This is a genomic window from Sporosarcina sp. Y1009 (assembly GCF_057669865.1).
Map to the genome: position 1 here is coordinate 365,865 of NZ_JBYHFO010000002.1, position 18,926 is coordinate 384,790.

Genomic DNA, 18,926 nt, shown 5'->3' on the forward strand with positions numbered 1-18,926 from the left:
TCTGGTTATTGCACCAGCCTGCCTTTATTCTAGGAAGAATGGAGTTGGTTCCTGATTTATCTTCCAACTCAATAAACACAATTTGAAGGCTCAGCCTTTTTTAAAAAAAGTTTTATCTGAGTCTCTTTTGTTGTGCGATTTTATAGATTTTGAGCGTTTTTTAATTTTCATGGGAGTTGAAGAAGAACAGGAACTAACCAATCCTTTTAGAATAAAACCACTAGGAAACGGAATGCTCTTTCTTCTGTTTCCTCTTATAAAAATAAAGCCAAATAAAAAAGATTATCCAAGGTATTGTGGTGAATACTGGAATTTTGGTAAATTGTATAATTAATATTTCTGCTATCACAGCTGGTATCATAATAATCAACCACATTCTAACTACCTTGTTTTTAAAACTTAGTTCAAATCGGTCACTCATATTTCTCACCCCTATTGTTTTTAACTAACTTTCCCCCTTACTAGAATAAATTTCCTTATATTTACTACTTCGATATCCTTCCCAATTCACCTGCTTATTGAACTAACCTGCCCCTTTAGTTGAACAAGCAAAAAGAGCTGTCTAAGCAGCTCAACAATCTTCAAGTAAAGCACCTCGTTAGTTGAAGAACTTGGGTTTTATTGTGCTAATTGAAGAAAGTAATTCCTTATATCTTTTGGCAATTCATCAACTGCAAGCACATTTAACCTTTTTGTACCTGGTGAAGTCATAATCACAAAAGTTTTTTCGTCATATTCAAAAAGAGTGAATTGACCTACACTATTTGCAGATGTATCCAATCCATTTATAAATTCAAAATCCTCTTTCTCAAAATTGTCTTCATACCCCTCTAACATTAACTTTTTCGCCTCTTCAAAGTCATCTGCAAATGTAATTGCTTGATATAGTTCTAACGAATTTTTAGGTGTATAGAAAACATCATAATACGTTGCTCCACCAACTATTATCAAAGCTAATATTAAGAAAGAAATCCGATTTTTTAGTATCATATTCTTAGAAATCTCCATGATATTAACTCCCCCTTCTAATCCCAACTGTACAACAAAAGTTAACACTCTTATTTCACTAACCTGCTTGGTTAGTTCAAATTGTTGTTCAACTAAAGCACCCTTTAGTGAACCACTTAGGATTATTTAGTTATCTATATAATCCCAATCAACTTCTTCATTTTCAATAACCGATTCAATTGTTTTTAAGTGATTGGTATTACTGATTATTTTGTAGTTATAAAGATAATTACTATCCACCTCAATTCTCAATATAGTTGTTCTTGAAAAGTTCTCTCTTACCTCATTATTAACTGTAATCTCTATTGAATATCTCTTACCCAAAAAACCAGCATTCTCATCCTCTTTAAGCTCTATCCCTGCAAAGTCTTCCAAAATATCATTAATGAGTAATTCGTCTTCAATATTTGCTCTTGCTACTGTTTCAGTTCTATATTCATCTACGACGTCATTAATTGCTATTGAAATACTTCTAACAGTGCTTTCCTCATTTAATTCGTCTGAAACAAACTCTTGAAATGTTGTATACCTCGTTTGATTAATCATAAATATAATTGCACTAATTAAAGTGAGTATAAGGACAAGTAAAATCAATTTATTTTTAAAGATAATGTCAATGCCTCCATTTTTATATACGACTTCGGTATGTTTCAATATTCAATAACTTAGTCTTACTATACTAAACTGCCCTGTTAGTTTAAGAAGGTTTTTCTCCTTCTTTCTTCTGCTTCCTCCTATAAAAATAACGCCATATAAAAAAGATAGTGAAAAACGCTAACAAAGGAATATAGTGATAATTTCATTCGCCATAATATATAAAGATGCTTGCTATGATAAGCGTTGGTACAACCAAGTAAACATACATTCTTACTTCATTGTTTTTAAAACTTAATTCATATCGTTCACTCATATACTCAGCCCCTTCATAACTTTCTTCAACTAACCTGCCCCTTTAGTTTAAGAACATTATTTCACAATCTTTAGAATATTTTAGCATAGATTTCTCATTTACCTTTTATATTTTTCTTTCCAATATCTAATTAGCAGGAATTAACAAAGGCACATAAATTTATGCGCTATTGCTAATTCCTGTGCCAATTGTGGGACCAGTTCGTCAATATAAAGCATCGAAATGTTGATACGACAACAAAAAAAGGGAAACAAATTCATATGAGGATTACGTCCCTGAACACTGTTTTTTTTATTGTTTTCTCCCCATCAACCGAACCCGTTAGATTATTTCAACGTTCCTTTTATAATTCCATCATTTGCAGCGCTTTTTGCTTCTTTCACGACGTGATAACTACTGTAGCTGCTTACCGCTTCGAATTCTTTTAGGATAGCCTTTTCTTCTGCTTTCGAAGGGATGACATTTTTGAATCCTTGATAAGCATTGATGATTTCTTCTCGTTTAGCCCCAGATTCGTATGCTCGTTCGATAACTTCATAAAAATTAATAACGGTAATAATTTCTTCTGTGTCCCAATCAGGGCTTAGCGGATAGCTATATTCCATTCAAAATTCCACCTTTACCGACTAAAATTCCAACCATTTCGAATTTCTTCTGCTTCATTAATCATACGGTCAAATAATTCTTTCACAGTTGGTACATCTTTGATCAAACCCGCAACTTGTCCAGCCCATCCAAAACCGCTATCGATTTCGCCGTCGTGTATGAATTTTTGATTGGCTTTTCCACTTATATAATCTTTCAAAATTTCATAATCGGCGTGCTTCGCTTCTAACTCAATTATTTTTTCAGTCCATGTTCCCGTTAAGGCACGTGCAGGTGCTCCAATTGTCTTTTTAATAATGGTCGTACCTATTTCACTACTACTAATGATTGCGTCGAGATACGCTTGTGACGCATGAACACACTCTCTCGTTGCGATAAATCGTGTACCCATCTCTATCCCATCTGCCCCCAGCGCATGCGCTGCCATCCAACCTCGGCCGTCTCCAATACCTCCAGACGCAATAACGGGAATTGAAACAGCATCAACAACTTGTGGTGTCAGTACCATCGTGCCCACCTCATCACGTCCAAGATGTCCTCCACCTTCGTGACCAACAACCATAACTGCATCTGCACCCAATTCCTCAGCTTTAACCGCTTGTCGTTTTGCCGCGACGAGAACTAGTTTTTTTACATCGGTTCCTTTTAGCTGATCGAAAAAAGGTGTTGGATTTCCACCAGTGACTGACATAACTTTCACGTTTTCTTCTAATGCTACCTCAATCATATGTGAATAAGGTCTGCCATGTTGTCCGATTGCAAAGTTGACGCCGAACGGCTTATCAGTCATTGTCTTTGCCTTTTTGATTTCATCGCGCAGTGCATCTGGAGAATCTAAGCTCATTGCTGTAATCTGCCCAAGTCCCCCAGCATTTGATACAGCCGCACATAAATCAGCATACGCTAAATATGCGAGTCCACCTTGAATAATTGGATAGTTAATATTAAGCAAATCTGTTACGCTTGTTTTCCATTTCAACTCAAACGCCCCCGGTCACATTTTATTATTCTAAAATACGGTTAGGTAGTGCGTTTACCGCTTTTCCTAACCGCAATTTATTATTCTTCGACTCCTTGAATTGTTGCAGGATCAATTAGATCGTAGCCTTTTCCACGCAAACCCTCAACGATATCTTTAAGCGCGGCTGCTGTCCATTCGCGGTCATGCATCAGTAAATTAGCACCATCACGTAAATACTCAGTATTCACCATAATATCTGCTAACGAATCAGCATCCATATACTGTTTCTCCCAATCAAAACCATAAGACCAATTCATAAGAAGCATCCCATCATTTTGAACGATTTCTTTACTAAATTCAGTATTCAATCCAAATGGCGCCCGAAAATAGAGGGGACGTTCCCCAATTACATCCTCAATTGCATTGCTTACAAAAAGAATCTCTTCTTCTTGCTCCTGTTCTGAAATTTGCTGTAAATTCGCATGCGTGTCTGTATGATTACCAATCGCAAAGCCCATTTCATGAATTTCTTTCAACACTTCTTTTTCTTCATCTGTATCAATGAAATGTCCGTTAACAAAAAAGATTGCTGGCGCATCTAATTCTTTTAATGTTTTCGCCATATCCAGCGAATTTTTACCTGGTGCATCATCAATCGTCAGAAGAACTGCTTTCGGATTCGCTTCCCCAATCGGCTTTAATGACCACATCGCATCCAACTCATAAAGTTTTTCTGCTACTTCTTCCTCCGCAATTTCTTCGGGTTCATCGTCCGTCTCAACCTCTTCAGATTCTCCATCATCAGCGACGTTTTCATCTTCAACTTCACTTTCTGATGTAGCTGATTCTTCATTTTCTTTAAAAGTTGTCTCTTTGTCACCCTCATCCGCGCATGCAGATAGCAAGAGTACGAGTGTTGCAAGTATGTATACTAGTTGTTTTTTCATGTTGTATCCCCTTTCACTCCGTATAGTGTATCACAATTTTTCTAGCAATTTAAATTCTAAACAAGATTACTCATGATTTAATTTCAATCAAAAAAACCACAAGGTGTGTGTTACACCTTGTGGATATTGCTGTATGAATTACATCATGTGAATTGGTTTACCTAACAGTACTTCTGCAGCTTCCATCGTAATTTCAGCTAATGTAGGATGCGCATGAATTGTCATTGCGATATCTTCTACAGTCATTCCTGCTTCAATTGCCAATGCAAGTTCAGAAATCATATCAGATGCGCTTTCTCCGACAATTTGTGCACCTAGTAATAGACCATCCTCTTTACGAGCAACTAGTTTCACAAATCCGTCTGTCGCATCAAGAGCGATTGCGCGACCGTTCGCAGCATATGGGAATTTACCGCTTGATACTTCATATCCTTCGTCTTTTGCCTGTTGTTCATTTAAACCAACAGTTGCAAGTTCAGGATCCGTAAAGCAGACAGCTGGAATTGCTAGGTAATCAACTTCAGATTTTTGGCCTGAAATTGCTTCTGCAGCAATTTTCGCTTCATAAGATGCTTTATGTGCAAGTTGTAGACCAGCTACAACGTCGCCAATTGCATAAATTGAAGGAACATTCGTGCGGCACTGCTTATCTACTTCAATCAGTCCGCGATCAGTAATGTTAATACCCGTCGATTCAAGACCCATTTCATCTGTATTTGGACGACGACCAACAGTAACTAATACGTAGTCAGCATCGACAGTTTTTTCTTCGCCGCCTGCTTCGTATGTAACAGAAACACCTGATTCAGTTTCTACTACACCTTTAGCAGATGCTTTTGTAACGATTTCAACGCCTTTTTTCTTCAAACCTTTTTTAACCATTTGCGTCATTTGCTTTTCAAAGCCAGCTAAAATATCGTCTGCACCTTCAATAATTGTTACTTCAGATCCAAGGTTAGCATAAGCAGAACCAAGTTCCGTTCCGATGTACCCTCCACCGATAACAACTAGTTTTTTCGGCAATTCTTTAAGATTTAGAGCACCAGTTGAACTAAGTACACGTTCTGAGAATTTAAATGTTGGGATTTCAACCGGACGTGATCCAGTTGCAACAATCGCATTTTTAAATTTATAAGTTTGAGCAGATTCTCCGCTGATGATACGAACCGTGTTCTCATCAACAAAGTAAGCTTCCCCTTGAACAACGTCGATTTTATTACCTTTCATGAGCCCACTAACTCCGCCCGTTAATCGAGTAACAACTCCGTCTTTGAACTCTTGTGCTTTCGAGAAATCAAGTTTAACATCTGCGGAAATTCCCATTTGCTCAGAATTTTTAGCTTGTACAAAACGGTGTCCAACAGAAATTAGCGCTTTCGAAGGAATACACCCAACGTTCAAGCATACCCCACCTAAATTTTCTCTTTCAACAATTGTTACTTTTTGACCAAGTTGTGATGCACGAATTGCTGCAACATATCCTCCTGGTCCTGAACCAACAACAAGCGTTTCTACTTCAATCGGGAAATCTCCTACTACCATTTCTTACCCCTCCATTAATAATAGTTCTGGGTCTGCAAGTAATCTCTTAAGGTGGTTCAATGCATTTTGCGCAGTAGCACCGTCCATCATTCTGTGGTCAAAGACAAGTGAAAGTGCAAGCATAGGAACTGCAACAATTTCTCCATCTTTTACAACTGGCTTTTCAGCGATACGGCCAATTCCAAGAATTGCAACTTCCGGATGATTAATGATTGGCGTAAACCATTGTCCACCTGCAGATCCGATATTCGAAATTGAGCATGAGGCACCGCTCATTTCAGCCATTGATAATTTACCGTCACGAGCTTTTACAGCTAACTTATTAATTTCATCGGAAATCGCAAAGACAGATTTACGGTCTGCATGCTTAATTACAGGCACAACAAGTCCACGCTCTGTATCTGCCGCAATTCCAATATTATAATAATGCTTCTGAATAACTTCCTCTGTCGCTTCATCGAATGAAGTGTTGAACTGAGGGAATTCTCGTAATGTGCTCACAAGAGCTTTCACAACATACGGTAAATAAGTTAATTTAATCTCTTTTTCAAGGGCAATATCTTTGAATTTTTTGCGGTGCGCAACGAGGTCAGAAACATCAACCTCATCTAATAATGTAACATGTGGCGCTGTATGTTTCGAGTTAACCATCGCTTTTGCAATGATTTTTCTCATACTTGACATTTTTTCACGCGTTTCCGGGAAATCGCCTTCGAGTGAAACTTGCTTCTGTTCTGTAGCTACAGGTTGTTCTGCTTTACTGTCAGTATCAACTGGAGCAGCTGATGTTTGATCGCCATTAATAAACGCTTCTACATCACCTTTTAAAATACGACCATTTTTTCCAGTTCCCGAAACTTGGCGAATCTCAACGTCATTATCGCGCGCGAATTTTCGAACTGACGGCATCGCAATAATTCTACGGTCCACATCAACTTCTGTTTCTTGGGATGAAGCTACTTTTTCGCCTTCTTCTGATGGCGCTTGTTCTTTCTCAATAGATTGACCTTTTTCAGCCGTAGCTTGAACTTGGGCTTCTGTTGTTTCTTGTGCTGCCTCTTCACTTTCCTCTTCGTGAAGATCTTCATAACCGGGTGCGTCAATTTGAATCAATGCATCTCCAACTACTGCAACAGTACCTTCAGAAACTAATAGTTTTTCAACAGTTCCAGCAACAGGGGAAGGAATCTCTACGACGGCTTTATCATTTTGAACTTCAAAAAGAACGTCATCCTCTTCGACTTTATCGCCTTCTGCAACAAACCACTTCAATATTTCACCTTCGTGAATTCCTTCTCCGATATCTGGTAAACGGAATACATATGCCACTTATTTCACCCTTCCTTTTTTCAATAAACTACTTTTAAATACTTAGAAATTTAAAACTTTATTTGCTGCTTCCATGATATCTTTCGAATCAGGTAACCAAGCTTTTTCACCTTGTGCATAAGGATAAATTGTGTCTGGTGCTGTAACACGAAGAACAGGTGCCTCTAGGCTTAAGATTGCACGCTCTGTAATTTCTGACACGACATTTGCAGCAATACCAGCTTGTTTTTGTGCTTCTTGTACAACAATTGCACGATTTGTTTTTTCAACAGATTTAATAATTGTTTCAATATCAAGTGGTTGAACAGTTCTTAAATCAATAACTTCTACAGAGTGGCCCTCTTTTTCCATTTCTTCGGCCGCTTTTAAGCTTTCTTGAACCATTGCGCCGTATGTGATAATTGAAAGATCAGTTCCTTCACGCTTCACATCTGCTTTCCCAAGTGGAATTGTATACTCTTCTTCCGGAACTTCTTGTCTAAATGAACGATAAAGTTTCATATGCTCCAAGAACACGACAGGATTTTCATCACGAATTGCAGAAATGAGCAGTCCTTTTGCATCGTATGGAGTAGACGGGATAACAACAGTTAGTCCAGGTTGCGCTGCCATCAGACCTTCTAAGCTATCTGCGTGCATCTCAGGAGTTGCAACCCCTCCACCAAATGGTGATCGAATCGTAACAGGTCCGTTGTATTTCCCACCGCTTCGGAATTGCATACGAGCAAGTTGACCGCTAATTGAATCCATTACTTCATAAACAAAACCGAAGAACTGAATTTCCATTACGGAGCGGTAGCCAGTTAAAGAAAGACCAATTGCAAGTCCACCAATTCCAGATTCTCCTAGTGGCGTATCAAATACACGTTCTTCACCGAATTCTTTTTGTAATCCTTCAGTCGCGCGGAATACCCCGCCGTTATTTCCAACGTCTTCACCGAAGACGAGGACGTTTTCATCATTTTTCAGCTCTGTTTTCATAGCATCATTAATTGCTTGAATCATCGTCATTTGTGCCATCGGTTACTTCGACTCCTTCTCAGTATAAATTTCAAGCTGCTCTTTTAAGTTATATGGGAGCTCACCTTTATACATAATATTAATAAAATCGCTCACTTTTTGTTTTGGAGCCGCATCTGCTTCTTTAATCGCAACTTTAATATCTTCTGTTGCTCTTTCAATTACTTTTTCTTCTGTCTCTTCATTCCAAATACCTTTTGCTTCTAAGTATTTACGGAAACGAAGTAATGGATCACGTTTCTCCCATTCGCTATCCGTTTCAGAAGTACGGTAACGTGTCGGATCATCTCCAGCCATCGTATGTGGGCCGTAACGATAACAAAACGTTTCAATTAGCGTTGGACCTTCACCGTTTACTGCGCGTTCGCGTGCATCTTTAGTTGCTGCATAAACCGCAAGTGGGTCCATTCCATCAACAAGAATACTCGGAATTCCTGCGGCAATACCTTTTTGTGCAAGTGTTTTACCGGCAGATTGTACATCACGTGGTGTAGAAATCGCATATTGATTGTTTTGGATAATAAATATTGCAGGTGAACGATATGCACCAGCAAAGTTAATCCCTTCATAGAAGTCACCTTGCGATGTTCCGCCGTCACCTGTATAAGTCATGGCAACTGCTTTTGTTCCTCGTTTCTGGAATCCAAGTGCAACACCAGCGGCTTGAATATATTGTGCACCTATAATGATTTGTGGTGGGAATACATTTACACCTTCAGGGATAGCTCCACCTTGGTAATGACCTCTTGACCATAAAAATGCCATAGATAATGGTAAACCATGCCAGATCATTTGAGGTACATCTCTATACCCAGGTAAGATGAAGTCTTCTTTTTCTAATGCAAAGTGGGAAGCGATTTGTGACGCCTCTTGTCCAGCAGTTGGTGCGTAAAAACCAAGTCTCCCTTGGCGGTTAAGAGAAATTGAACGTTGGTCTAAGATTCGTGTATAGACCATACGAGTCATTAGCTCTACTAAATCCTCATCTGACATTTTCGGATCCATATCTTTATTAACGATTTCGCCTTCTTCATTCAAAATTTGAACCATTTCAAACTTATCTTCAATCTCGTGAAGCGTTTTCACTGGATCGAACTGCTTGTTTGTTTTTGCAGCCATTTTCGGCAACTCTCCTTTAACAACTGTATTATGAATCATCGTTGTATTGATTGATACAAACTCTACACTTGCAAGTATACTTAATTGGAACGACAGCGTCAAACATTGTAAACTATGGTTTTTTCCTTTTAAAAGGAGTCCGAATTCATCGAAAACGATAACCTGTATTAGTACAATATCAAGCCTGTATTACAGTAGATTCGATAATTAATAGAGTTTGATAAAAAAAGACTAGTGTGCTGTATTACACATCTAGTCTTTTATGGGTTATTTTTCTTCAAACTGTTGAAATATCGATTCTTTCAATTCATTAACTGTACCAGTGGACTCGTTAAATAATTGGATGACTTCTTTAACAGCTGTATTTTGATCATTCACTTCAGATACTTTCTCCTGTAATTCTGAAACGTCAGTTTCTTCATTGTCAAGCATTGCATAAAGCTGCTCTTGTAAATCTGCTAGTGTTTTATAATTTTCAACGAAATCCGCGTGCAAATCATACCGACTATTAATAGATTCTTTTAGGTCGGTAATTTCTGTTTTTATTTGCTCGTCATCTGTCTTTTCGATAATTCCATCTAAATCGACAACAGATTCTCTTGCTTTTTTAATAGATTCTTCTTCATCTTCTAGAAGGGTTATACGTTTCCCAAGAGATTCTTCTATCTCGGCCACTTTTGTTTTAAGTTCATCTTTTTCTTCCTTTGTTAATTGGATGATTTCATTAAAGAGTGTTTGTTCCGATTTCTCTAGATTTAAAAGTTCCACCTGTGCTTCTTCGTACTTTTCTTCGGCACTATTAAATTTCGATAATGCACTCGCAAGATCTTTTTCAGTAGAAGACCCAAAATTACATGCAGAAAGAAATAATGTGCTGATTAATAGTAAGCTAACGACATATTTTCTCACGTTAAAACCCCTCCGATTTCCTTTGAATTATATCTGTTTTCGACAAAAAATTCAACCAAATGCTAAATTCCTTTTAAGCAACATCCTTATCACTTATACTATATTATATATACTGAATGCAGAAAGGAGAGTTTGTAATGATATTAATGAGTGACATCATTCGGGAAGGTCATCCCACATTGCGTGTAAAAGCTAAAGACGTGACCTTCCCTTTAACTTCTGAAGAGTCCATCTTATGTGATGAACTACTCACATACTTAAAAAATAGTCATGATCCTGTTATTTCCGAAAAATATAATTTACGGGCAGGTGTCGGCTTAGCTGCACCACAAGTAAATGTATCGAAACGTATTTTCGCGCTTCATTTAACACAGGATAATGAAGAACCGATAAGTTTTGTGGCGATCAACCCGAAAATCATCAGCCATTCCGTTGAAAAAACTTACTTAACAAGCGGCGAAGGTTGTTTATCAGTAGACAGAAACATCGAAGGTTATGTACCTCGAAACTCGAGAATTACAATTAAAGCGTTTGATAAAAATGGAAACTTATTTAAAAAACGGTTGCGTGGTCTTGCTGCAATTGCCTTCCAACATGAACTAGATCACCTAAACGGCGTTATGTTCTATGACCATATCGATAAAAATGAGCCATTTAAAGAAATCGCTGGCGCTTCACCTTTTGAGAGAGATTGACTTTTATATTCAAGTCAGTAGTTAATATTCAAACTTATGTAAATTAAACGCCCGAACACTTGACAGAAAGTTCTGAATGACTTATAATAGTGTGCGAGGAGTGATTTGCCATGTATAAACGCCTAAAACGCAAAATGTTGAGACGGCTCAATGGCATACTCGGCAAAAAAACAATTGCATAACTTTAATAGTCGGCCAATTTATTTGGTCGGCTTTTCTTTATTTTACCTATATGACATGGTACTATATAGAGAATGATTTCAATTGAACGTCAAAAGGAGAGCAAAAATTATGATTTATAAAGTTTATTATCAAGTTAATGTGCTAGAAGTACCCGTCCGCGAAAACACACAAAGCATGTTCATCGAAGCAGATTCCGAGAAAACTGTTCGAGAAATTCTAAAAGATCGCAACTTCAACATTGAGTACATTCAATTACTTGAAGGAGAGCATCTTGAATTTGAAAAAGCAACACCGCATTTCGAGCTCGAGCAGGTATAAAAATGAAGTCTATTAAAAATAATGAAACAGGCGTTTTCGCTCTAGGCGGACTAGGCGAAATCGGCAAAAACACATATGGTGTGCAGTTTCAAGACGAAATCATCTTAATTGATGCAGGTATTAAATTTCCCGAGGACGAGCTTCTTGGAATCGATTATGTGATTCCTGATTACGCTTACCTCGAAAGAAATGTCGAAAAAATTAAAGGACTCTTCATCACTCATGGACATGAAGACCATATCGGCGGAATTCCTTATTTACTTCGCAAAGTAAACATCCCTGTCTACGGTGGAAAGTTAGCGCTTGGTTTGCTACGCAACAAACTAGAAGAACATGGATTATTGCGATCAACTACAATGATTCCTATTGATGAAGATGACGTAATTAAATTCCGTAAAACTTCAGTTAGTTTTTACCGTACAACGCATAGTATTCCAGATGCATTTGGAGTTGTAGTCAAAACCCCTTCTGGAAACATCGTTCATACAGGTGATTTTAAATTTGACTTTACACCAGTTGGTGAACCAGCGAATTTAACGAAAATGGCAAAAATCGGCGGCGAAGGTGTACTTTGTCTTCTATCTGACAGCACGAATGCCGAAATTCCAAATTTCACAATGTCTGAACGTAAAGTTGGCGACAGTTTAAATGAAATTTTCCGCAAAGTGGATGGTCGTATAATTTTCGCGACATTTGCATCAAATATTCACAGACTGCAACAAGTTATTGAAGCTGCACAAGAATTCGGACGCAAAATAGCAGTGTTTGGCCGCAGTATGGATAATGCAATTCGCATTGGACGAGAACTCGGTTATATCGATGCGCCAAAAGAATTATTTGTTGACACGCATTCATTAAATAGATTACAAGCTAGTGAAGTTATGATTCTTTGTACAGGTAGTCAAGGAGAACCAATGGCTGCTTTATCAAGAATTGCAAATGGCACACATCGTCAAGTTCAAATACATCCTGGTGACACGGTGATTTTCTCATCTTCACCGATCCCAGGAAACACGCTTAGCATTAACAAAACGATTAACTCGCTTTTCCGTGCGGGTGCTGAAGTGTTACATGGCACGCTAAATAACATCCATACTTCAGGACATGGTTCACAAGAAGAACAAAAACTTATGCTTCGACTTATGAAACCAAAGTATTTCATGCCGATTCACGGTGAATATCGAATGATGAAAATGCATACAGAATTAGCAGTAGATTGTGATATTCCACAGGAAAATACATTCATCTTAGGTAACGGAGATGTACTCGGTCTAACTGCGAACTCTGCAAGACATGCTGGTCGTATTCCTTCTGGAGATGTCTATATCGATGGAAGTGGTATTGGGGATATCGGAAATGTTGTCTTGCGCGATCGTAAAATGTTGTCAGAAGACGGACTCGTCATCGTGGTTGCAACACTTGATACCAAGAAGAACAAAATTGTTTCTGGTCCAGATCTCATCTCACGTGGTTTTGTCTATATGCGTGAATCCGGAGAGATGATTCATGATACCCAACGAATGCTTTCTAGACAATTACAAAGAAAACTCTCAAATTCATCTACGACAGTAGCTTCACTTAAAACTGAAATCATAGATGTTGTTGGACCATATTTGTATGAAAAAACTGAAAGAAAACCAATGGTTCTTCCCGTTATTTTAGAGGTTTAACAATCAATTATAAATTTAAAAGGTATGGTTGAAGAATATCAAATTCTTCAACCATACCTTTTTTGTCGATTAATGAAAAAGCTTCTTTTCAAATAAATGAATATCATGATCTGATCCAATCACAATTAAAATATCATCTATTTGAATTTCTTCAACGGCTAGCGGCGAAACAACTATATCGTTCCCTCGCTTGATCGCAACAATGTTAATGCCATATTTCGCTCGAATATCTAGCTCTATTAACGTCTTCCCTACTAACCTTTCGTTTGCTATGATTTCAGCAATCGAGTGTTCTTCAGACAATTCTAGATAATCAAGAATATTATTGGAAACCATATTGTTTGCAATTCGTATCCCCATATCTCGCTCAGGATGAACAACTTTATCGGCACCAATTTTCTTCAATACTTTCGCATGATAATTATTTTGTGCTTTAACGGTGATTTTGGGCACGCCTATTTCTTTTAAAATGAGTGTTGTTAAGATACTCGCTTGTATATTTTCACCTATCGCAACAATTACATGCTCAAAATTTCGTATCCCCAACGACTTTAATACAGATTCGTCTGTGGTATCTGCAATTACTGACTGCGTTGCTATCGATGCATATTCGTCTACTCTTGCACTTGAAATATCGATTGCCATGACATCGGCATCAAGTTCGATTAATTCTTTTACGATACTCCCACCAAAACGTCCTAGTCCAATGACCACAAACTCTTTTTTCATGTGGATTCTCTCCTAACAAATTCCCTTATGCAATAAGTGTAGCATAGTGCATATTGATGTTAAAAATACAAATTTGTGAATCGATTTCTCTTAACCTCTATTGCAATTCATTCAGTAGTCTGTTTACTCGATTTTCAAGTATTTTCATTCCACTTTTTCCTGCTTGAAAGTGTCGGAGTTCACCTTCTTTATCGAAAAGATAATAAGCTGGAACTTGATTGTTGCCAAAGGCGTATTTCATTCTTAGTGCATTGTCGACATATATGGGATGTTTTATGTTATGTTCGATAGCACTCGATCGAATCAAGTCTACATCTTGGTCTGATGTATTTCGTGGTATATGAATAGCTACAATATTCAGCTTCATGTACTTGTCACGAAGTTTATTCACTTCCGCCATCATCTCTTTACACATATAACAACTAACCGACCAAAAGTGAATAAGCGTTGGATTTTCTCCAACTAGTTTTTCTTTAGTCGTATCCCCGTTAATCCAATAGGTTGCACCAAGAAGTTCCGGAATTTGTTCCCGTAATCTCATTAAAAACCTCCTCAATTATAAAATTCCCCACTCATTGTTTTACAGTGGGGATGATTAACCATATTCTAACTAGTCACAAGTCATTCATGATTAGTTGTTTCATAAAATTATTAATTGCAATCAGAAGGTTTTTCGGGTCTATCTGCACAAAATTCACAGGCCGGATCAGAGCAAGGACTGTCGTGCCAAACATTGCATTTCGCACAGTAAACCGAATCGAATTCGTCATTATATGATAATGTTTCCATACAAGTGGAGCAGTGATTAGGTTGTTCCACTCTGCTTAATATCTTACCTTCATTAGCAAAAAAAACACCTTCTAATGGTCTTGCTTTTTCATCGGTGACGATTAGATCATCCCAACTTAAGCCAAGGTCCTCCATTGTCCATCTTCTTTCGTCAGGGTCTAAATAAAATACTTTTTTCTTTCCCATCAATGCCCCCCCTTTTTGCTATATTGTACCATGAATCGTCAAAACATCCATCGTCAGTAATCTTTTTTTCTAGAATCCTTAGTGAAAGAGTATACTAAAATAAAAGAATTGTTTTTTTCGTGAAATAGTTCTTGCTTTCTGTACCGTTTTTCGTATAATTTAAAAATGTTTGTTGTTATTTTTAGAATATGGATATAGAAAAAAAAGGGGGGGTCTTATGTCAATCGAGTCAATTATTCGCTTTGATAATGTCACAAAGAAATATGATGAAAATACCACAGTATTATCTAATGTTTCATTTGAGCTAGAGCGCGGTAAGTTCTATACGCTACTGGGTCCGTCTGGTTGTGGTAAAACGACTATTTTGCGTCTAATCGCAGGATTCATCGAACCAACAGAAGGATCTATATTGTTCAACGGCAAGAAAATTAATGATGTTCCTGCTAATGAACGTAAAGTAAATACTGTATTTCAAGACTATGCTTTATTTCCACATCTTAATGTATTCGAAAACATTGCATTTGGATTACGAATCAAAAAGGTGAAAAACGAAGAGATGAAAAGACGAGTGAAGGAAGCTTTAGCTTTCGTCAATTTAGCTGGCTATGAAAACCGAGAGATTTCAGAGATGTCTGGCGGACAACGACAACGAGTCGCAATTGCTCGAGCAATTGTCAATGACCCTGAAGTTATCTTATTGGACGAACCATTATCGGCGCTTGACTTAAAACTAAGATCCGAAATGCAATATGAACTCCGTGATTTACAAAAACGCTTGGGCAAGACATTTATCTTTGTAACCCATGACCAAGAAGAAGCACTTGCTATGTCCGATGAAATTTTCGTGCTCAATAACGGTGAAATACAACAATCTGGCACACCACTAGATATTTACGATGAACCGATTAACAGATTCGTTGCTGATTTTATAGGTGAATCGAATATTGTTCCGGGAACAATGATTGAGGATTTCTCAGTTAAATTTGCAGGCAAAGTATTTGAATGTGTTGATGAAGGACTAAACCCCAATGAAAAAGTTGATGTGGTCATTCGACCTGAAGATTTAGAGCTGACCACTGTCGAGAAAGGCAAGTTAACAGTTACTGTCGATACACAATTATTCCGCGGCGTTCATTATGAATTGTCCACTTATGATAAAGACGGAAACGAATGGCTTGTTCACTCAACTAAAAAAGCTGAGGTCGGAAGTTTTATTGGGCTTGAATTTGCACCTGAAAACATTCATGTTATGCGCTTGAACGAATCGGAAGAAGAGTTTGACGCTAGATTAGAAGCTTATGGAGGACCGGATCATGAACGCTAAACCATCACGTTTTTTGTCGGTCCCTTATGCAACTTGGATTGTGCTGTTTGTAATTGCGCCAATCGCGTTGATTGTATATTACTCTTTTTTTGATTTGTCCGGCAACTTTACATTGATGAATTATCAAAATTTTTTCACTTCCATTTATTTTAAACTTACCGTGAATTCATTTTGGTACGCGTTTCTAATCACATTATTTTCTTTGCTTTTTGCTTATCCGACTGCTTATTTTTTAACAAAAACAAAACACAAGCAACTTTTACTATTACTCATTATCATACCGTCTTGGATTAATTTACTCTTGAAGACTTACGCTTTCATTGGACTCTTTGGGCTCTATGGACCGGTTAATGCATTTTTAGAAATGATCGGGATTGGGCAGCATCAACTGCTATTTACTGATTTTAGTTTTGTTTTCGTTGCTGTTTATATTTTTATTCCCTTTATGATATTGCCAATTTTTAATGCACTTGATAAGTTGAATCCAGCATTGATTGATGCGTCATATGATCTTGGTGCAAATGGATGGACCACCTTTGTACGTGTAATCTTACCCTTAACAATGAATGGTGTTAAATCCGGAATTCAAGTTGTCTTTATTCCCGCCCTCTCATTATTTATGATTACACGTCTTATCGCTGGAAATAAAGTCATTACTTTAGGAACTGCTATTGAGCAGCAATTTCTAGTCGCTCAAAATTGGGGGATGGGCTCGACAATTGCGGTGTTCCTCATCTTATTTATGTTTATAATCATGCTCATTACAAGTGGTTCTGAAAAGGGGGCTGCTGGCAGTGGGAAAATTAAATAAACGTTCCAAATTGTATTTAACATTTGTATTTATTGTATTGTACACCCCTATTTTCTATTTACTATATTATTCTTTCAACTCAGGTGGCACAATGTCTGGTTTTGAATCCTTCACGCTTGAACATTATGCTGCTGTTTTTGAAGACACTCGGTTGATTATGATTTTGATAAATACAATTGTTGTCGCATTATTATCAGCACTCGTCTCTACAGCGATTGGTGTGTTAGGGGCTGTTACGATTACGTTCATTCGGAAAAAAGCTTTGCGAAACGCAATACTATCGATGAATAATATCTTAATTGTTAGCCCTGATGTAATTATCGGAGCATCCTTCTTAATATTGTTTACACTAGTAGGCGTAAAGCTCGGATTTGCATCGGTTTTAATATCTCATATCGCGTTTAGTATACCAATCGTTGTCATAATGGTATTGCCAAAATTACAAGAAATGAGCCCGACATTAATTGATGCAGCTATCGACCTTGGCGCTTCGAAACGAGATGTACTGACCCGCGTCATTATTCCATTTATCAAACCTGGAATATTTGCTGGGTTCTTCTTAGCACTCACGTATTCCCTAGATGATTTTGCAGTCACATTTTTCGTGACAGGTAATGGTTTTTCAACATTATCTGTTGAAATATATTCTATGGCTAGAGCCGGGGTTACATTAACCATTAATGCGTTATCCGGTTTAATATTTATCGTGACATTGCTTCTCGTCTTCGGATATTATGCAATTAACCGAAAAGCTAAAAATCCTTTTTCAGGGGTGAGAAAATGAAAGATATTATTCGTATCTCTATCGCCATTTTAGTGATTTCGGTTATTCTGTTAGTCATCAACAACAACCTTGCGAATACTGGAGGCTCTTCTAGTAAAAACTCAATTACCGTTTTTAACTGGGGAGAATTTTTAGATCCAGCCCTTTTAAAACAATTTGAAGAAGAAACAGGTATCAGAGTCATCTACGAAACATTCGACTCGAATGAAGCCATGATGACTAAAATTGAACAAGGTGGAACCACTTACGATATTGCTGTACCTTCGGAATATGCGATTGAAAAAATGAATGCGTCAAATTTGCTAATTCCAATTGACAAAACCAAGCTGCCAAACCTTGTGAATATCGATCCTTATTTTCTTGATTTAGATTTTGACCCTGAAAACAAATACTCAATTCCCTATTTTTGGGGAACATTAGGGATTGCTTTTAACCCCGAATTGCTGGAAGGTCAGACATTTGAAAGTTGGGAAGATTTATGGGATTCCTCTCTAGAACAGGAAATTGTTTTGGTCGACAGTGCTCGCGAGGTTATCGGCATGGGGCTAAACGCATTTGGTTATTCTTTGAATTCGACAAATCTTATAGAACTAGAAGCAGCTACTGAAAAATTAAAAACATTAAAACCAAATGTTAAAGCAATCATTGGAGATGAAATCACACAACTGATGGTAAACGGTGAAGCTTCTGTTGCACTCACTTGGTCAGGTCAAGCAGCAGACATGATGGCGGACAATGAAGATATTGACTACGTTGTACCTGAAGAAGGTTCGAATTTATGGTTTGACAATATGGTCATTCCAAAAACCGCGAAAAACATTGACGGTGCGCATGCATTTATAAACTTTATGTTAGATGCAGAAATCGCTGCACAAAACGCTGATTACGTTGGTTATTCCACGCCTAATTTAGCCGCTATGGATTTCATGGATCCTGAAGTCATAGAGGATGAAAGGTATTATCCTGATGAAGAAGCTAGAGACCATCTTGAAGTGTATAAAAATCTCGGTCTTGAAATACTCGGAACTTACAACGAATTGTTTCTTGGTTTGAAATTGGAATATCAATGACTCGAAAAACCATCCA

General features: G+C 37.6%; 21 protein-coding genes. 8 read left to right on the forward strand and 13 right to left on the reverse strand.

Features of this window, described 5'->3' with window-relative positions; all coding sequences use genetic code 11:
* The first annotated feature begins 169 nt into the window (after window positions 1-169).
* Window positions 170-334, forward strand: coding sequence for a hypothetical protein (locus AC25Y1_RS04485; RefSeq protein ID WP_488146748.1), 165 nt, complete (start codon window positions 170-172; stop codon window positions 332-334).
* A gap of 284 nt (window positions 335-618) precedes the next feature.
* Here AC25Y1_RS04485 and AC25Y1_RS04490 read toward each other — a convergent pair whose 3' ends face one another.
* From AC25Y1_RS04490 to AC25Y1_RS04535, 10 genes are all read right to left on the reverse strand, one after another.
* The gene (locus AC25Y1_RS04490) at window positions 619-1,008 is read right to left on the reverse strand and encodes a hypothetical protein (protein ID WP_488146749.1); all 390 of its coding nucleotides are present in this window, start codon (window positions 1,006-1,008) and stop codon (window positions 619-621) included.
* Between the two features lie 126 nt (window positions 1,009-1,134).
* On the reverse strand, window positions 1,135-1,662 hold the full coding sequence (locus AC25Y1_RS04495) for a hypothetical protein (protein ID WP_488146750.1): 528 nt from the start codon (window positions 1,660-1,662) through the stop codon (window positions 1,135-1,137).
* A 582-nt stretch (window positions 1,663-2,244) separates the two neighbouring features.
* Window positions 2,245-2,523, reverse strand: a complete 279-nt coding sequence (locus AC25Y1_RS04500) for a UPF0223 family protein (protein WP_488146751.1) — start codon at window positions 2,521-2,523, stop codon at window positions 2,245-2,247.
* Window positions 2,524-2,537: 14 nt separating this feature from the next.
* Entirely contained in the window at window positions 2,538-3,503 is a 966-nt protein-coding gene (locus tag AC25Y1_RS04505) for an NAD(P)H-dependent flavin oxidoreductase (protein ID WP_488146752.1), read from the reverse strand.
* A gap of 80 nt (window positions 3,504-3,583) precedes the next feature.
* The gene (locus tag AC25Y1_RS04510; protein ID WP_488146753.1) at window positions 3,584-4,432 is read right to left on the reverse strand and encodes a polysaccharide deacetylase family protein; all 849 of its coding nucleotides are present in this window, start codon (window positions 4,430-4,432) and stop codon (window positions 3,584-3,586) included.
* Between the two features lie 138 nt (window positions 4,433-4,570).
* Window positions 4,571-5,974, reverse strand: coding sequence for a dihydrolipoyl dehydrogenase (lpdA, locus tag AC25Y1_RS04515; protein ID WP_488146754.1), 1,404 nt, complete (start codon window positions 5,972-5,974; stop codon window positions 4,571-4,573).
* Window positions 5,975-5,977: 3 nt separating this feature from the next.
* On the reverse strand, window positions 5,978-7,303 hold the full coding sequence (locus tag AC25Y1_RS04520; RefSeq protein ID WP_488146755.1) for a dihydrolipoamide acetyltransferase family protein: 1,326 nt from the start codon (window positions 7,301-7,303) through the stop codon (window positions 5,978-5,980).
* Window positions 7,304-7,345: 42 nt separating this feature from the next.
* Entirely contained in the window at window positions 7,346-8,323 is a 978-nt protein-coding gene (locus AC25Y1_RS04525) for an alpha-ketoacid dehydrogenase subunit beta (RefSeq protein WP_488146756.1), read from the reverse strand.
* 3 nt (window positions 8,324-8,326) lie between these two features.
* Window positions 8,327-9,442 (reverse strand): pyruvate dehydrogenase (acetyl-transferring) E1 component subunit alpha, encoded by a 1,116-nt coding sequence (pdhA, locus tag AC25Y1_RS04530; protein WP_488146811.1) that lies wholly within the window; start codon window positions 9,440-9,442, stop codon window positions 8,327-8,329.
* Window positions 9,443-9,709: 267 nt separating this feature from the next.
* Window positions 9,710-10,351, reverse strand: coding sequence for a YkyA family protein (locus AC25Y1_RS04535; protein WP_488146757.1), 642 nt, complete (start codon window positions 10,349-10,351; stop codon window positions 9,710-9,712).
* A gap of 137 nt (window positions 10,352-10,488) precedes the next feature.
* Between AC25Y1_RS04535 and def the strand changes: the two genes are divergently transcribed.
* The 3 genes from def (at window position 10,489) to rnjA (ending at window position 13,217) form a co-directional block, all read left to right on the forward strand.
* The gene (def, locus tag AC25Y1_RS04540) at window positions 10,489-11,046 is read left to right on the forward strand and encodes a peptide deformylase (RefSeq protein ID WP_488146758.1); all 558 of its coding nucleotides are present in this window, start codon (window positions 10,489-10,491) and stop codon (window positions 11,044-11,046) included.
* 291 nt (window positions 11,047-11,337) lie between these two features.
* Window positions 11,338-11,547, forward strand: coding sequence for a DNA-dependent RNA polymerase subunit epsilon (locus AC25Y1_RS04545; protein WP_488146759.1), 210 nt, complete (start codon window positions 11,338-11,340; stop codon window positions 11,545-11,547).
* A 2-nt stretch (window positions 11,548-11,549) separates the two neighbouring features.
* Window positions 11,550-13,217: a ribonuclease J1 gene (rnjA, locus tag AC25Y1_RS04550; RefSeq protein WP_488146760.1), complete on the forward strand. Its 1,668-nt coding sequence runs from the start codon at window positions 11,550-11,552 to the stop codon at window positions 13,215-13,217.
* Between the two features lie 69 nt (window positions 13,218-13,286).
* Here rnjA and AC25Y1_RS04555 read toward each other — a convergent pair whose 3' ends face one another.
* The 3 genes from AC25Y1_RS04555 to AC25Y1_RS04565 form a co-directional block, all read right to left on the reverse strand.
* A complete protein-coding gene (locus AC25Y1_RS04555) occupies window positions 13,287-13,946 on the reverse strand; it encodes a potassium channel family protein (RefSeq protein ID WP_488146761.1) in 660 nt (219 codons plus the stop codon).
* A 97-nt stretch (window positions 13,947-14,043) separates the two neighbouring features.
* Window positions 14,044-14,487 (reverse strand): TlpA family protein disulfide reductase, encoded by a 444-nt coding sequence (locus AC25Y1_RS04560; protein ID WP_488146762.1) that lies wholly within the window; start codon window positions 14,485-14,487, stop codon window positions 14,044-14,046.
* Between the two features lie 110 nt (window positions 14,488-14,597).
* Window positions 14,598-14,921 carry a hypothetical protein gene (locus tag AC25Y1_RS04565; protein ID WP_488146763.1) on the reverse strand — a complete coding sequence of 108 codons (324 nt, stop codon included), beginning with the start codon at window positions 14,919-14,921 and terminating at the stop codon, window positions 14,598-14,600.
* A gap of 217 nt (window positions 14,922-15,138) precedes the next feature.
* On the opposite strand from AC25Y1_RS04565, the gene AC25Y1_RS04570 reads away from it, so the two are divergent.
* The 4 genes from AC25Y1_RS04570 to AC25Y1_RS04585 are packed head-to-tail and all read left to right on the forward strand — an operon-like array spanning window position 15,139 to window position 18,910.
* A complete protein-coding gene (locus AC25Y1_RS04570) occupies window positions 15,139-16,245 on the forward strand; it encodes an ABC transporter ATP-binding protein (protein ID WP_488146764.1) in 1,107 nt (368 codons plus the stop codon).
* Entirely contained in the window at window positions 16,235-17,056 is an 822-nt protein-coding gene (locus AC25Y1_RS04575) for an ABC transporter permease (protein ID WP_488146765.1), read from the forward strand. The genes AC25Y1_RS04570 and AC25Y1_RS04575 overlap by 11 nt, the downstream gene beginning before the upstream one ends.
* Entirely contained in the window at window positions 17,040-17,840 is an 801-nt protein-coding gene (locus AC25Y1_RS04580) for an ABC transporter permease (protein WP_488146766.1), read from the forward strand. Before AC25Y1_RS04575 ends, AC25Y1_RS04580 begins: the two co-directional genes overlap by 17 nt.
* On the forward strand, window positions 17,837-18,910 hold the full coding sequence (locus AC25Y1_RS04585) for an ABC transporter substrate-binding protein (RefSeq protein WP_488146767.1): 1,074 nt from the start codon (window positions 17,837-17,839) through the stop codon (window positions 18,908-18,910). The genes AC25Y1_RS04580 and AC25Y1_RS04585 overlap by 4 nt, the downstream gene beginning before the upstream one ends.
* The last annotated feature ends 16 nt before the right edge of the window (window positions 18,911-18,926 follow it).

Coding starts and splice junctions, on each gene's coding strand:
- AC25Y1_RS04485 (WP_488146748.1), top strand. CDS start 170: ATGGGAGTTGAAGAAGAACAGGAACTAACCAATCCTTTTAGAATAAAA.
- AC25Y1_RS04565 (WP_488146763.1), bottom strand. CDS start 14,921: ATGGGAAAGAAAAAAGTATTTTATTTAGACCCTGACGAAAGAAGATGG.
- AC25Y1_RS04575 (WP_488146765.1), top strand. CDS start 16,235: ATGAACGCTAAACCATCACGTTTTTTGTCGGTCCCTTATGCAACTTGG.
- AC25Y1_RS04500 (WP_488146751.1), bottom strand. CDS start 2,523: ATGGAATATAGCTATCCGCTAAGCCCTGATTGGGACACAGAAGAAATT.
- AC25Y1_RS04545 (WP_488146759.1), top strand. CDS start 11,338: ATGATTTATAAAGTTTATTATCAAGTTAATGTGCTAGAAGTACCCGTC.
- AC25Y1_RS04510 (WP_488146753.1), bottom strand. CDS start 4,432: ATGAAAAAACAACTAGTATACATACTTGCAACACTCGTACTCTTGCTA.
- rnjA (WP_488146760.1), top strand. CDS start 11,550: ATGAAGTCTATTAAAAATAATGAAACAGGCGTTTTCGCTCTAGGCGGA.
- pdhA (WP_488146811.1), bottom strand. CDS start 9,442: ATGGCTGCAAAAACAAACAAGCAGTTCGATCCAGTGAAAACGCTTCAC.
- AC25Y1_RS04555 (WP_488146761.1), bottom strand. CDS start 13,946: ATGAAAAAAGAGTTTGTGGTCATTGGACTAGGACGTTTTGGTGGGAGT.
- AC25Y1_RS04585 (WP_488146767.1), top strand. CDS start 17,837: ATGAAAGATATTATTCGTATCTCTATCGCCATTTTAGTGATTTCGGTT.
- def (WP_488146758.1), top strand. CDS start 10,489: ATGATATTAATGAGTGACATCATTCGGGAAGGTCATCCCACATTGCGT.
- AC25Y1_RS04525 (WP_488146756.1), bottom strand. CDS start 8,323: ATGGCACAAATGACGATGATTCAAGCAATTAATGATGCTATGAAAACA.
- AC25Y1_RS04570 (WP_488146764.1), top strand. CDS start 15,139: ATGTCAATCGAGTCAATTATTCGCTTTGATAATGTCACAAAGAAATAT.
- AC25Y1_RS04560 (WP_488146762.1), bottom strand. CDS start 14,487: ATGAGATTACGGGAACAAATTCCGGAACTTCTTGGTGCAACCTATTGG.
- lpdA (WP_488146754.1), bottom strand. CDS start 5,974: ATGGTAGTAGGAGATTTCCCGATTGAAGTAGAAACGCTTGTTGTTGGT.
- AC25Y1_RS04490 (WP_488146749.1), bottom strand. CDS start 1,008: ATGGAGATTTCTAAGAATATGATACTAAAAAATCGGATTTCTTTCTTA.